Genomic DNA, 14,534 nt, shown 5'->3' with positions numbered 1-14,534 from the left:
GGCAAGACAAAAAACAAGGGCCTTCGGACAATGTCCGAAGGCCCTTTTCTATGCCTTTTGGCCAGCTCTTACCCGGTAGAAAGCCACCAGCAGCGTACCGAGGCTTACGGCCACGATCATGCTCAGATGGCAGGCCCAGACCGCAGCCGGGCTGAGTGGCCTCAACTCGGGAAGCGGAATATTCGCCGCGCCGCTCAATTCCATCGCCCTTTCCGCAAGGGCATATAGCAACTTCTGCCCTTTATAGAGCGCAATGTTGTTACTGATGCAAAAAACAATGTATGCGGCGACAATGGCAAACGATTCACGCATCGACCGTACCGCCTTGTCGCGGCTGACGACAAAGCCGACAACAGCCAGTGTGACAACGCTGAAATACCCCCAAAGATTGTCCACCTGGTCATATTGAACCTGGCAAAGCCCAATGGCATCAAAGGCCAGTCTCACTGCTTCCACCATCCTGAACCTCCGAAACGGTTGCATTCGGCCGCGCACAGGCTGGACTTCCGAGACCTGGAAGAAAAGATATCATGTCAGTGCGTCCCCATCCGGCCGAACTGGGTTGGCGAGGTGTTCCATACGGAGCACCCTACCATTCCCAATAGCCCACAGACCATTCTTGGGGCAACAAGGATGGCGGAGAAGGAAACGCTTTTATGAAAAGAAAAAGGGCCCATCCTCTCGGACAGGCCCTTCAATGCAGATTCGTCTAAAATTTAAGGTAGGTACTGAAATCAGCAAACAGCAGACGCTTTAACTCGTCCATGTTGCCTGCATCCACCTCGGCGAAGGCAAAGGCGAATACAGGATATTCCTGATAATCAATCTCCCGCAACTCCAGCAGGTTGCTGAATACGGAACGGAATGCGCCATAGTCCACGCTCTTTATCTTCGACCTGTCCAGCGAGGAGTTTATGTCACCGATAATCATGGCATAAACCTTGTCTTTCCGCGTCTCACAGATCGACTTCCAGTCCGGAGCCATTCCTTGCATGAAATACTTATACGGATTGATCCCGTAGGCATACCAGGCAAGGTCGGTGACGCACCATCCGGCAAAACGCATGGGGTTCACCTCAATGACGCCGATGTTGCCTGCGTCGTCCACCCGTACTTCGATATGAATGGGGTAGTTCCTGAGCCCCGCACGCGTCCCTATCTTTTCCAGCAACTCGGTAAAGTGGCCGAGGTGCCGTTCTATGATCTCGGCCGAGGATATATAGCAACGGTCGCCCACGTCATCGCTTGAAGCAAAGAGGTGGCCGAATATATTGAGGATAACAGGCTTGCCGGAGCAGTCGTAATAGGCATCCACGGCAAATTCCTCACCCTCGATGCACTGCTCGATGATGAAGTTGTCCAGCTGAAGCACCTCGGCCGGATACATGGACCGGATACTCTCCACTTCATCCTGCACGGCCCGGACTGCGGACTTGAATCCTTCCCTGGACTCCACCATATGAACGCCAAGGCTGAAAAAACCCACGCAGGGCTTGAGCACACAGGGAATCGGAATGTCATTGGGATCGACAGAATCCAGGTCTTCGAAAGCAACGGTGCGGTAGGAAAAGTCCGGCCACAGATCTTTAACCAAATCCCGAAAAGCAGACTTGTCCTTGAAAATTTTTATCTTGGCGGGCAGTTCCCCATCTGCCAGATGGGTATTGATCCACTCGATGGCGTTCTCGGAATTCGAGTACACAGGCTGACAGGCATCCTTGCTGTACAGCTGTACGAATTCCTCTTCGGGACATAAATTGATCCGCCCCGCCCCTTTTTTGACAAAGGCCTCCCGAGCCACCTGGTTATCCAGAACCGGCAGATTCATCTCTGCAAGCGTCTCACGCAACAAATCGGAAACATATGGCTTTTCAAGTATGAACATCGTTACCTCTTATCTCTAATGGTACACTTTTCCCAGACACCGCCCTCTGCCTTGAGGCAAGGTGGCATCATGTTCTCTCGTCGAAACGACCTTCCTCCACTCAAGCTATTCAAAAAGGCAGCGGTAGAAATACCGGTCTGTAGTAAAATAGCAAAAAAGGGGTTACGTTTTCACACGTAACCCCTTGAAATCTGGCGGAGAAGGAGAGATTTGAACTCTCGTATGGGTTTTACGCCCATAACACGCTTAGCAGGCGTGCGCCTTCAGCCAACTCGGCCACTTCTCCAATATGTTTGCCGGACGAAATCCGTACCGACAAACGAAAAGATGCCCTACCTTTTCAACCCGTTCTTGTCAATGAATCCGGGCATTATTTCTGTTTTTTCTCGTCATCGGCCTCTCGGCGGCGCTTGCTTTTGAGCGCTTTGTACTTCTGCTCATGACGCCTTGTCTTGGCTCCACCAATGCGCTCCCGGCCCGGACCACGCTTGCCGATGCCGGAAATACCGCGGCTTTTTTCAAACTCTTTCTTCTCATGGCTGGAGCGGAAAACCACGTTTACCGGCGCTGACTTGATCCCCAGCATCTTGCGGAACTGGTTCTCCAGATAACGGGCATACGACGTCTTGACCAACGTATGGTCGTTGCAGAAAAAGACAAAGGTTGGGATGTCCTCGTCCGCCTGTGTCACATAGAAAAACTTGGCCCGGCGCCGCTTTACCACCGGCGGCTGTTGCTTTTCCAGCACGGCGGCCAGGGAGCGGTTCAGCAGCCCGGTACCAATGCGGATTTCACACTCCGCGCGCATCGCCTCCGCCATGGGCAGCAGCTTGCCGATGCCGACGCCCTTCTCGGCCGAGGTCATGACTACAGGCACATGCGGAACGATCCGCAGTTCCTGCTCAAAGGCCTCCAGGGCTTTCCTGGTCTCCCCTCTGGGAATCAGGTCCGCCTTGTTGACCACGACGATGAACGGCACGTTCTCGCGGGCCAGAAACTCAATGAGCCGCTTGTCCTGCCGTCCCACCCCAAGGGTAATGTCGATGACCAGGATGGTTATATCGGACCGCTTGGAATTCTTCAGGGCGCGAATGACGCTGATTTTTTCCAGGTGATCCTGAATATTCGCGCGTTTGCGCACACCTGCCGTATCCACAAAGGTGTAGCGCTTGCCCCCTTTCTCGAAGGTGACATCAATGCTGTCCCGGGTGGTCCCGGCCACGTCGCTGACGATAAGCCGGTCCTTGCCGATAATGGAGTTGACCAGGGAAGACTTGCCCGCATTGGGACGACCGAGCATGGTCAAACGCAGGCCGCGTTCCTCATCCTCGGCTTCTTCCTCCATGAACAGACCAAGATCGAGCACAAACCGACGAACGGCCTTGCGCACTTCCGTCAGGTTGTAGCCATGCGCGGCGGATACCGCCATCATGTCGATGCCCAGGGCATGAAAATCGGCCAGCATATTCGCTTCGAACTCGCCGCCGTCCACCTTGTTGACCAGCATGAACACCGGCTTGCCCGACTTGCGGACATACTCGGCGGCCTGCTGATCCAGCGTCGTCAGCCCTTCCTTGCCGTCCACCACAAAGATGATGGCATTGGCCTCCAGGATGGCTTCCTGCGCCTGGTCGAAAATTTCATCTTCAAAATCCTTGCTCAACTCCGGAGTTGCCTCGGATTGCAGGACCATGCCTCCGGTATCCACAAGATCAAAGCGGACATCATCCATGCGGCATTCGCCATAGATGCGATCGCGCGTCACTCCCGGCATATCGTGAGTGATGGAGCGCGATTTGCGCAACAGGCGGTTAAACAGGGTGGACTTTCCCACATTGGGGCGTCCGACAAGTGCGACAATGGGCAGCATGATTCCGGCTCCGGCGGTTGATTGTATGCGCGGCAAAAAGCCCGCGCCTCCCAGGACGGGAAGCGCGGGCTTACCGTAACTCAGGACAAAAGTCGAGTCTACCGCTCAGGCCAAGACAGCCTAATTGGTCATATCCTCTATAACACTGTTGAGCCGCATGGCCATGGAAGAGACTTCCTTGATGGCCTGGGAAGCCTCCGACATGATCTGAGACGTATCGGAGGATATCCGGCTTATCTCTTCCGTGGCCCGGTTGATCTGCTCGCTGGTGGCGGATTGTTCCTCGGCCGCAGTGGCAATGGCCCGGACCTGATCCGCCGCATTGTCCACGTAACCGACAATCTCCTTCAGCGCCCTGCCGGACTCGTTGGCCAGCTCAGTACTGCGCTCAACCGAAGCCGCGGCGATTTCCGTGGCGGCCACATTTTCCTTGGTCATTTCCTGAATCTTGCCGATGGCACCACCCACTTCCCGGGTAGCGTCCATAGTCTTTTCCGCCAGCTTGCGGACTTCGTCGGCCACCACGGCAAAACCGCGCCCGGCCTCACCGGCCCTTGCGGCCTCGATCGCGGCATTCAGTGCCAACAGGTTGGTTTGATCCGCAATATCGGTAATAACCTCGAGCACCTTGCCGATATCCGCAGCCTGGAGCCCAAGTTCTTCCATAGAGTGCTTGAGGTTGGCCGCCTGCGTCTGAACGTCGGCCACGGCTTCGATAACCTGGCCCACGACCTTTTCACCGGACTGCGCCTTGGTGCGCGCCGTATCCGCGTCTTCGGTCGCCAGTCCGGCGTTCCGAGCCACCTCCAGCACCGTGGAGTTCATCTGCTCCATGGCAACGGAAGTTTCGGAGGCACGCTCGTTCTGTTCGTTCGACCCCTCGCTGGCATGTTGAATCTGGGTAGCCAACTGCTCGGCCGCGCCGGACAGATGCTGAGATATTTCCTCCGCCTGATTGGCAGCCAGGGATATCCGGTCATTCTGCTCTTCGATCCGCTTCTGCTGTACGCGAATCTCCGTCACATCGGCAAGAATCGTCAGCGAACCCAGCAGGTTGTTATCCATATCATAAAACGGTGTGGACGCGACCTGCACGCTGACAACCTTCCCGCTGGGCAACGGGATCTCCACCTCTCCCTGGGTGGGCACCTGATCCGACAGGGCCGTGTCCGACAAGGTTTTCTGGTTGTCATCACCATAAAAGAACTTTCCGGAAAGCTGGCCGGTGTAGGCAGATGGGTCGTCGTGCTTTTCCAACAAATCGCAAATCTGCTTATTACCCCAGGATATAAGATGATCTGGACCGATTACGAGGCAAGGGAAAGTCAGTCCATTCAGCACTCCCTCGGAAAAACCGAGTTTGGTCTTCAACTCGGACACCATAATCTCAATTTGGTGCGCCAAAATCTTGAATTCAAAGTGATAGTTCCCGGCCAATCTTGTATTGAGGTCTCCCGACGCCACCCCTGTGGCAAAATCCAGAATGCCCTTGACCGGCGAGGTAATAATGCGACGAACCAGCACCACCATGACACAAATGAGGATAATAGCGGCCAACGTGCCACCCACAGCCAGCGTATTACGCTGTTCATTGGCAGCGGCAACCAGATCATCTTCATAAGCGCTAACCGCCACGATCCATTTTGTTTGCGGCTGAGTATCGAAGGTCATGACCTTCTTCCTGCCCTGCCACACATAATTGAAATCACCAGCCCCCCGCTCCAGTGCGGCTTTGGCAAAAGGTTCTTCATGGACGTCTCTCATCAGCTGGCTTTTATCCACGGCATGGGCTATGAGCCGCCCCTTTTTGTCCAACATGAAGGGGTAGCCGTTTTCCGCTACGCGAAAAGGATCGATAAACTTGCTGGTAAATTCTCCCCATTTGGGAAACAAGCCCACACCGCCAACGATATTGCCTTGGGCGTCCTTTACCACACTGGCCGCCGCAAAAATCTGGATGCCACCCCCGCTTTTGGACACAAGGATATTATCGGAAACGTACGTCGTGACCTTACCAGCAACCAAGTCCTTAACGTACTGGCGTGAACTCCGGTCGGCTCCAGCGAGGTTATTCCCCTTGTCATTCCAACCTGCCACCACCTGACCGCTGCGATCAAAAGCAAACGCGGCCCAGTACTCTGTTGTCGAATCCAGTAATTCTTTAAAAAGTACACTGGCCGCTGAGGGGTCTTCCCCCTGCAATGCCTCCACCACCGACGGTTGGGAGGCGAGCAATTGCACCATACTGCTCGATTGGTTCACATACAGGTCCAGGCTCACCAAAATCTGTTTGGTGACCGTGGTCATTGCTTCTTTTTCCTCTTCGAACACAACAGAGTTGGTATCCCGAATAATCCACAGAATTCCAGCCCCAGTACTGAGAAGAACAATCACTGCAACCAGCGCTGTGATTACAGTGTTGACACTTTTAATTTTCATACGAATTCACCAGCCCTCTTTCAGTATCAGCTTTGCATTTCCGACTTGCATATAAAAAGTGATATGAACAAGTCTGCCAACTTTTTCCAACCATACTGACAACCTGTACACCCACCATATATCAACCCCACGAAAAGAGTAAAGACCATTACTATAAACTTCTAACAACTCCGGCGCCACGGGCTGAGATGCGCAACCATCTGTCAAAACAGATAAAAAAATGCATTCTTGAACTCGACGAAAAATAAAGGGCGAGGCCGCACAAATACGACCTCGCCCTCAAAAGACTTTGGTATCGAATCCACCCTACTCAAACAGCTTACGGATGGCTTCGGTATACGGGGGATACAGGACGCCCTTTTCCGTGATGATTCCGGTAATCAATTCCGCCGGAGTGGGATCAAAGGCGAGGTTGTACACCTCCACTCCCTCGGGCGGAATACGGTGGTCACCGATATGCGTCACCTCGCGCGGGTCGCGATCCTCAATAGGGACATCGTCGCCCGTAGGTGTTTCCGGATCAATGGTGTACACCGGCGCGGCCACATAGAAAGGAATATTGAACCGCTTGGCGATGATCGCCACGCCAAAGGTGCCGATCTTGTTCACCGCGTCGCCATTGGCGGCAATGCGGTCCGCACCGACAACAACCTTGTCCACCAGCCCGCGCTTCATCAGCAGGGCGCAGGCGTTGTCGCAGGCGACCTTTACCGGAATGCCGTCCTTGTGCAGTTCATAGGCCGTCAGCCTTGCGCCCTGCAGAAAAGGACGGGTCTCATTGGCAATGACCGAAATCTTCTTGCCCTGGTCTATGGCCCCGCGAATCACGCCAAGGGCCGTGCCGTAACCGGCAGTGGCCAGCGCCCCCGCGTTGCAGTGCGTCATTACGGTATCGCCGTCGTCCATCAGCTCGCCGCCGAACTTGCCGATCAGCTCGCACATGCGGATGTCGCCGTCGTGAATTTCCTTGGCGCGCTCAAGCCAGATGGAGCACAATTCATCCAGGGAGACATCACCGGATTCCTGCCAGATGCGCCGCATCTCGCGCACGGCCCAGCGCAGGTTCACCGCCGTGGGCCGGGCATCGTGAATCTGATCCAGCTTCGCTTCCAGATTGGCCTTCCAGTCGCCTTCCATGCCCTGCACCTCGCGGCCTGCAAGATAGCAACCATAGGCCGCCGTGACGCCGATGGCGGGCGCGCCGCGCACCACCATCACCACCAGGGCGTAGCAAATATCGTCCGTGGTCTTGCATTCGTACCAGTCCTCGCGGTTAGGCAGGTACCGCTGGTCCAGCAGAATGAGCGCGTCCTTATCCGGTGAATACTGAATGTGTTCGGTCATTGGAATCCTTCCGAGCCGAAAGCGACATTTGGAAAAAGCGCTTCCAGCCCCTCGTTTATGACAATTTTTTCTGAATAAGCTGCGTGACGATACCGGGGTTGGCCTGCCCCTTGGACATACGCATGACCTGGCCCATGAAGAATCCCATCAGCTTGGTCTTGCCGCCCTTGTAGGCCTCAACCTCGGAGGGATTGTCGGCCAGCACCTTGTCCACCATGCCTTCCAGCTCGCCGGTATCGGAGACCTGCACCAGCCCCTTGGCCTTGACGTGTTCGGCGGGATCGGCACCGGACTCGCACAAGTCGCGGAACACGTCCTTTCCTATCTTCACCGAGATGGTACCGTCGTCAACCAGCTTGAGCAGGACCGCCAGCTTTTCCGGGGTCAGCTTGCACGCTTCGGCAGAGACGCCCGTTTCATGGCAATACGGCAGCAGATCACCGACCACCCAGTTGGCCGCCTTCTTGACTTCACCGGAATATGCCTTGGCCGTTGCTTCGAAATACTCGGCCACGGCCCGGTCACCGGCGATCAGGTCGGCATCATAATCCGCCAGCCCGTAGACATCCATGAAGCGAACCCGTTTGTCGTGCGGCAGTTCGGGCAGTTCGGACTTCCACTTTTCAACCCATGCCTCTTCCAGAACCAGCGGCACCAGGTCCGGGTCCGGGAAATAGCGATAATCGTGAGCCTCTTCCTTGCCGCGCATGGAGTGCGTGGTGCCCTTGTCCACATTGTAGAGCCGGGTCTCCTGAATAACGGCCTCGCCGTCCTCCACGAGGTCGATCTGACGCTCCACCTCGTATTCGATTGCCTTCTGGATGTGCTTGAAGGAGTTCAGGTTCTTCAACTCGGCGCGGGTGCCGAACTCCTCCTGACCAAAGGGACGGATGGAGACGTTGGCATCACAGCGGAAGCTGCCTTCCTCCATGTTGCCATCGCAGATACCGAGGTACAGGAGGATGGAACGCAGTTCCTTGAGGTAGGCCACGGCCTCCTCGGCGGAACGCATGTCCGGCTCGGACACTATCTCGATAAGCGGCACGCCGGTACGGTTCAGGTCCACGAAGCTGGCGTTGTCCGCAGCGGAGTGAATGTTCTTGCCCGCATCCTCTTCCATATGGATACGCGTCAATCCGATGCGTTTCTTCTCGCCGCCCACCTCGATATCGACATGACCATGCTCGCAAATGGGCAGTTCGAACTGGGATATCTGGTATCCCTTGGGCAGGTCCGGGTAGAAATAGTTCTTGCGCGCAAACACCGACTTCCGGTTGATCTCGCAATTGGTGGCCAGCCCCATCTTGGTGGCGTACTCGGCCACCTTCTCATTGAGCACGGGCAGGACGCCGGGCATACCGGAGCAAACGGCGCACACATTCTCGTTCGGGTCATTGCCGAACTTGGTGGAGCAGGAACAGAATATCTTGGTCTTCGTCTTCAGCTGGGCGTGTACCTCCAGCCCGATGACGGTTTCATAACGGGACATGGCTTCCTCCGTCCCTAGGACTTGTTTTGGTACAATTCCGGGTTCAACGCCGGGTCGTTGTACATCTTGAACTGAAAATAGACTTTGGGCTTCTTGGTCCCTTCCATATACTCGTCGAGCAACTCCAGCACCGCCCTTTCCAGGTCCTCATGCTGGCCGGTCAGGGTCAGGACCTTGTCTCCGCATGCATTACGATGACCGTCATCGACATCCTTGCGATTACATTGCTCTTTCATGTGGTATATTTTGAGGGCCTGGATGGACAACCGGTCCAGTGCCGCCCCTACCGTCTCGGTATTGTACCGCTCCGCCGCCTCGGAAGGGAGCAAAGGGGAGATCAGGTCGATGAGGCACTCATCCACACGCTCGATGAGATCGTTGCGCTGCTGGTTGAGCTTGTCGATGGCATATTTGCAATCCGCAATAACATGGGCGTCCACGTCCTTGCGACGGGCGCGGTCTTCAACATGCCACAGCTGAAAATTGGTCCAGTGCTGACGGGCAACCAGTTCCCGCAGCCCTCTTTCACCCCGCAAGTCGGCGGGTTCCCCTTCATAAACAGGCTCACCGAAGTGCCAGTCCATAACGGAGCGTTTCTGATGCGCAACGGCATCCTGTATGATTTCCTTGATCTTTTCGTAGGTAATGTCAGCCATTGATGAGTGCTTCTTTGCTTATAAGGAGATAGACGGTGGCCTCGGTCATGATGTTGCTGGCGACGGGTTCCACCTCGCGCCCCTCGCCCACGTAATAATCAAGTCGGGTACCTTGGATGGCAGAGCCCGTGTCCTGGGCCAGCCCTATTCCAGTCACTTTGCGGGTGCCAACGGCCCGGCCGTTCTGCGCCTGAGGAATCTCGGCCTCGAAGGCAAGCAGGCTGCCGAGCGGCAGAAGCCTTCGGTCTGTAGCCAGTGAGACCATCGGCGTCAATGGCTTTCCGATCGCGCCCTCGGGCGGCGAATCCTCCAGACGGAAGAAAACATAGCTTCTGTTCTCCGCCATCAGTTCAAACATCTTTTCCGGATGCCTGGAGAAATATCTATGGACGTATGTTTTGGAAAGCTTCCCCCGTGGCAGAAGTCCCTTGGAGTAGAGAATTCGCCCCAGGCTGCGGAATCTGTGGCCGTTTTTCGCTCCATAAAGCACGTTGCGGGTGGTGCCGTCCGGCAACCGGAGTCTTCCGCACCCTTCAATCTGCATGTAAAAGACATCAATGGGGTCCTTGGCCCAGGCTATCTCCAGCCCCCTGCCTTTCAGCACGCCCTTCACATCCATATCCCGCCGTTCATAATACGGCCTGACCCGTCCGTTCTCCACGCGATACACACGTTTGTGCCCACGAACCATGCCATAATGCAGATCGGACGGGACACCGTATATGGGGAAATTATAGCCGGGCCGCCGGGTCAGGCTCGCCTCGATCTCGGCGGTGTAATAGCCGGTCATAAGCGGCCGCTGCCGCATACCATACCAGACAAACCGACGGGCCAACAGCTCGGGGTGTTCATCCAGATGCGGCAATAAATCCAGGAATTCCTCCAAGCTGCGCACCACCTGTCCCCAGGTGACGGCCATGCCGGGCCGAGCCAGAGCCGGTTCGTCCTTGGGCATGTTCAGGGCATATTCCAGGCTGCGCTGCACCGGTCCGCTCAGGGCCGTCCAAGAGGAGAGCCCCTGGCTATGAATATCGAGCCGGGCCGTGGTTTCCATGCCTTCGGAAGAAGAAAGCGGAAAAAACAAATCGCACGCGGGCAAGTACCCGGGTTCGCGCACCGGGCGCAGGGTCAATCCCTTGGCCGCATTCGGGCTGCACAGGCCGACCACCCGATCCCCCTGTGGCGCGACTTCGGAGCCGACAGCCTCTCCCGGTGCCTCAACGACTTCGGGTTCGGTCTTGCTGCCAAAAAACGGTCCCCCCTTTACGCAGGCACCGAGCAATGCCAGGCCAAGGCAGAACAGAATGAGGCGCACTGTCGGCGCAGACTGAAACAACCGCTTTATTTTCATCACAATTCAAGAGCTATGCGTTGCATGAGTCAATGGCTACATCACAGAATTTGCCCACGCCGTACTCCCGGCGCCGGAAGAATTTTTCCGGATTGGGGCCGATTATCTGCAACTCGGGATGCGTCCTCTGCACATCAAGAGCGATGTGCATCTCCTTGGTGCATCCGGTGGAATAGGTGGCATCCTTGCCGGTCCACACGGGCGGCACTTTGCGGTTCATCAATTCGAAGCTCTTTTCAATATCGAAATACGTCTGAAAACGCCAGACGTTGATATAGCCGCTACGCTGAACCTTTTCCCACATGAACATCAGATCATCCGCGTCCATCCCCTCTTCGAAATGCTCGCCGGGATTGATGATGAATACTTCGTCCAGCTGCTCGCGCAAGTGATTCACAAAAGTCGTGATGACCTCAATGGCCGCCTTGGTCTGGCCCGGAACGCTGCCGATGATGCCGGAGTAGAAAATGACCGTATGGCCCCGTTCCCTGGCCTCACGCATCTGGGAGATAATCTCGTCCGCCTTGCCGGAAATATAGCGCTCACTGAACTTGTGCACCCACTCCGGCTTTGGTTTGTAATGAAGATGAAAATGGTTGGACTCGTCACGGAAAAAATTGATGATGTCGCGGGTGAATCCGTGGCTGATCTGAACCAGGCGATTATGCAGCCCCTCTCCCTTGGCCAGGATCAGGTCGCATTCCTTCCATGCCCTCGCGAAAGTGACGGAGCATCTGTAGGGATTAAACTTTTCCCGCGTGCCGTCGGAAATAACCACAAACGCATGTTTGGACATGAGTTCCAGCAGCTGATTCTTTGACAGGCGATCGTCGGCCGCAAAATAGGCACCATTGAATGCGGCGGTCAGCTCCGGCTCATTGTCCGGGTCCCAGAATGTGGGCTCCTCGAAATAGAACCCTTCCTTGAGGGCCATAACCACGCGATGGCCGAGCCGCAGCAGCGTTTTGACAACCTGAAGGTCAAAAATCAAGCCGCCGGCGCGGTTCGGTATGTAGAGAATACGCTTGGGGTCGGAGCCGTCCTTGCCCAGAAAGTCACGCACCGGTTCAAACTGGTCAGGCCTCTGCTCTATCTCGCCGTTGATGTCCGCCTCTATCAGCGCCTCTTCGGCAAAGGACTCGGGCGACCAGTTGTCCGTCAGTGTGGAGATACGCATGAGCCGCTCAATCTCCAGCATATCCAGACGGTAACGGAGATCATCAATGCGGGGACACGCATCCATCTCGCGCGGGCAGGTGTTGACCACAGTATCAAAGGTCTTGCTCTTGACCACGGCTGCAGCCCGCCGGTTGAGCGCCTTGCGAATGCCGCGATAGGGATCGTCTATTCCGCTCTGGGTCATGAAGATGGTAACGAGACGTTTGAGCAGTCGCGAAGGAATGACGATGGGAGAAGCCAGAACCATGCGGAATTTGTGGCGGGCCAACTGAAGAAAACGGCTCGCCTGCTTGCGTTCCGCACAAAAGTTGCGCGTCAGATGCACAAAGGTCTTCCACTGGTCGAGGTATTCATCGAGCAAGACCCGAGGCAGCCCGCCCTTGATCAACATTAGGAACATCCAGTCGGAGCAAGGGGCGTAGAACTCCTTTTCATCCAGATCGAGCATGAACTTGAGCTGCTCTCGCGAGCCGTTCTTGTCGGGTTCAATGGTATATTCCAGGTGATTTTCGGTCATGAAATGCAACAGCAATGCGTCCAGCGAGACATCATTCCCATAGGTAATGTCCAAAACCGAATTGAAATTCCTGTCAAAGCTCATATAAACTCCACCCTGATCTCCAGCGCGAAGGACAAACCAGCCCAAACCAGGCCGGGCATGACTCCCTCAGCCTTCGACACATTGTTCCGATGATCCGATTGGCCTTTCCATTGATATTTAAAAACTCAAAAACATTCAACGTTTTTCCAGAATGACACGCCTTGAATGCCTTATACACCAACACGTTTCTAGATTTTTTTTCATTTATACCCTAAAGTTTTTTTCACAGTCGCCGATCCTATCCATCAAGGAAGGAGTAAAATTGTGACTTTGCAATCAGCCACTGTAAGAACCATGCTGCGCACCTATGGTAAGCAGCTGACGAGCGCCAAGCGGCTCGCACGGTTCCGGCAGGCGCTGGGAACAGCACCGCCGATGGATGATGTGGCGCGCCAAGCCCGACGTCGGGAGCTGGTGGAGAAGATTGCACACGAGGTCATTGAAAATTTGATCGTCAACAGCACGAACACGCCTGTGGTTACCGCCATCCTGGAACAGCTTGAGCGGGAATTCGGGCAGAGGTACTTGTTCGAGTACCCGGTGGACGGCACCGACGTTCAAATATTACGGGAGACGCAGAGCGGACCGAACACCGTTTCGGGTTCCGAACGGAATCGGGTCATGCGGCGCCTATGGGAGATAACCCTGTCAAAGGTGGATGACACCATGCTTTGATAGGCCCGTATACTCGGGAGGTATGACATGGTTATCAAGAACATCGTTGGGGAGCTGAATCCCTACACCAACCAGAAGGTTAACAACAAGCAGAAGGCTGAAACGCTTCAGCGTGCCCAGGAATCAGGAAAGAACTCCGGCGAAAATGCTGACCGGGTCGTTCTCTCCTCCGAAGCCCGCCTGCGTGGCGCCGCGCTGCAGGGCGCGAACGAAGCGCCGGACGTCCGTCGTGAAAAGGTGGACAGGCTAAAGCAGCAGGTCAAGGACGGGACCTACAAGCCCGACCTGAAAAAGGCCGCCGCGAACATGATTCGCGACGACCTGGATTTCCTTGTCTAATACAAGAGGATATCCTCTGTAGAAGCTGTCAGCTTTGAACCGGGCGGAAGTGTGTGGGATACCCCGCTTCCGCCTGTGGTACCTGGAGACCAATCCTCGCCTGGGTGTTGATCACAATCGGCCCCTGCAAGTTGAGGGTGGTCTCTTCCGGCTTGCTCGGCGGTATGGTCACCGTCACCAGAATGGCCAACTGGCGGACATTCTCCAGTTTAAGCCTCTTCCGTTCCGGATTCTCCAGCTTTACGTCGTAGTCCTCAATGAAAGAATAAGGATCGGCCACCAGCAGTCCGAGGCCCGGATCGGTGACGCATTGCAACAGAAGGAAAGGCGAATCGTCTTCCCGGACGCTCAGCAACACGAATTCCCGCTTGTCCTCCAGACCGATGAGACCGCGAGGGAAATATATGGTGCTTTCCAGGTTGATAACCCGGTCGCCAAGCCTGGTTCTTATTTTCTTCGTTCTGTCTTTTGCCATAGCGCAGCTGCCGCGAGCAGGTCCTGCTGGCTTGTTTCCAGCGCCTGCTTGTTCTGTTCCTTAACCTTGAGATACACCTCTTCCCGATAGACAGTCATGTCCTCAGGCACATCCAGGCCGATCTTAATCTGCTTCCCCTGAACACTCAGGATCTTCAGTTTAATATTATCGCCCAGGTAAAGGCTCTCTCCCGGTCTCCGGGTCAATATCAACATATTGCCACCAAATCGG

The 14,534-nt window shown here is 55.4% G+C and carries 13 protein-coding genes and 1 tRNA gene; 2 read left to right on the top strand and 12 right to left on the bottom strand.

Annotated features, from left to right (window positions below; translation table 11 throughout):
- Positions 1–48 precede the first annotated feature (48 nt).
- The 10 genes from ACI0FG_RS05880 to ACI0FG_RS05835 all read right to left on the bottom strand — a co-directional run bounded on the left by ACI0FG_RS05880 (position 49) and on the right by ACI0FG_RS05835 (position 12,814).
- Positions 49–459, bottom strand: a complete 411-nt coding sequence (locus tag ACI0FG_RS05880; protein WP_419787620.1) for a hypothetical protein — start codon at positions 457–459, stop codon at positions 49–51.
- 250 nt (positions 460–709) lie between these two features.
- Positions 710–1,885 carry an ATP-grasp domain-containing protein gene (locus ACI0FG_RS05875; RefSeq protein WP_419787619.1) on the bottom strand — a complete coding sequence of 392 codons (1,176 nt, stop codon included), beginning with the start codon at positions 1,883–1,885 and terminating at the stop codon, positions 710–712.
- 192 nt (positions 1,886–2,077) lie between these two features.
- Positions 2,078–2,171: transfer RNA gene (locus tag ACI0FG_RS05870), tRNA-Ser, on the bottom strand.
- An 84-nt stretch (positions 2,172–2,255) separates the two neighbouring features.
- On the bottom strand, positions 2,256–3,755 hold the full coding sequence (der, locus tag ACI0FG_RS05865) for a ribosome biogenesis GTPase Der (protein WP_419787618.1): 1,500 nt from the start codon (positions 3,753–3,755) through the stop codon (positions 2,256–2,258).
- Between the two features lie 120 nt (positions 3,756–3,875).
- The gene (locus tag ACI0FG_RS05860) at positions 3,876–6,194 is read right to left on the bottom strand and encodes a methyl-accepting chemotaxis protein (protein WP_419787617.1); all 2,319 of its coding nucleotides are present in this window, start codon (positions 6,192–6,194) and stop codon (positions 3,876–3,878) included.
- A gap of 306 nt (positions 6,195–6,500) precedes the next feature.
- On the bottom strand, positions 6,501–7,538 hold the full coding sequence (gene mtnA / locus ACI0FG_RS05855; RefSeq protein ID WP_419787616.1) for an S-methyl-5-thioribose-1-phosphate isomerase: 1,038 nt from the start codon (positions 7,536–7,538) through the stop codon (positions 6,501–6,503).
- Between the two features lie 55 nt (positions 7,539–7,593).
- Positions 7,594–9,027, bottom strand: a complete 1,434-nt coding sequence (gene gatB, locus ACI0FG_RS05850) for an Asp-tRNA(Asn)/Glu-tRNA(Gln) amidotransferase subunit GatB (RefSeq protein WP_419787615.1) — start codon at positions 9,025–9,027, stop codon at positions 7,594–7,596.
- 14 nt (positions 9,028–9,041) lie between these two features.
- Entirely contained in the window at positions 9,042–9,683 is a 642-nt protein-coding gene (locus ACI0FG_RS05845; RefSeq protein ID WP_419787614.1) for a DUF4254 domain-containing protein, read from the bottom strand.
- A complete protein-coding gene (locus ACI0FG_RS05840; protein ID WP_419787613.1) occupies positions 9,676–11,034 on the bottom strand; it encodes an MltA domain-containing protein in 1,359 nt (452 codons plus the stop codon). Before ACI0FG_RS05840 ends, ACI0FG_RS05845 begins: the two co-directional genes overlap by 8 nt.
- A 13-nt stretch (positions 11,035–11,047) precedes the next feature.
- Positions 11,048–12,814, bottom strand: coding sequence for an ARMT1-like domain-containing protein (locus ACI0FG_RS05835; protein WP_419787612.1), 1,767 nt, complete (start codon positions 12,812–12,814; stop codon positions 11,048–11,050).
- Between the two features lie 264 nt (positions 12,815–13,078).
- Here ACI0FG_RS05835 and ACI0FG_RS05830 point away from each other — a divergent pair, with 264 nt between their 5' ends.
- Both ACI0FG_RS05830 and flgM read left to right on the top strand, forming a co-directional pair.
- Complete coding sequence (locus ACI0FG_RS05830) at positions 13,079–13,489, top strand: DVU0524 family FlgM-associated protein (RefSeq protein ID WP_419787611.1); 411 nt, start codon at positions 13,079–13,081, stop codon at positions 13,487–13,489.
- Positions 13,490–13,516: 27 nt separating this feature from the next.
- Positions 13,517–13,828 carry a flagellar biosynthesis anti-sigma factor FlgM gene (gene flgM, locus ACI0FG_RS05825; protein WP_419787610.1) on the top strand — a complete coding sequence of 104 codons (312 nt, stop codon included), beginning with the start codon at positions 13,517–13,519 and terminating at the stop codon, positions 13,826–13,828.
- Between the two features lie 28 nt (positions 13,829–13,856).
- On the opposite strand, the gene fliW is transcribed toward flgM, so the two are convergent.
- Complete coding sequence (gene fliW / locus ACI0FG_RS05820) at positions 13,857–14,303, bottom strand: flagellar assembly protein FliW (protein ID WP_419787609.1); 447 nt, start codon at positions 14,301–14,303, stop codon at positions 13,857–13,859.
- Complete coding sequence (csrA, locus tag ACI0FG_RS05815) at positions 14,276–14,518, bottom strand: carbon storage regulator CsrA (protein ID WP_419787608.1); 243 nt, start codon at positions 14,516–14,518, stop codon at positions 14,276–14,278. The genes fliW and csrA overlap by 28 nt, the downstream gene beginning before the upstream one ends.
- Positions 14,519–14,534 lie beyond the last annotated feature (16 nt).

Origin of the sequence: Pseudodesulfovibrio sp. 7M6, from assembly GCF_050058625.1 — a bacterium.
GTDB classification, from domain to species: Bacteria; Desulfobacterota; Desulfovibrionia; order Desulfovibrionales; family Desulfovibrionaceae; genus Pseudodesulfovibrio; species Pseudodesulfovibrio salinus.
Note: the sequence above shows the minus strand (reverse complement) of the source record. Positions and strands in the feature narration are given on the sequence as shown.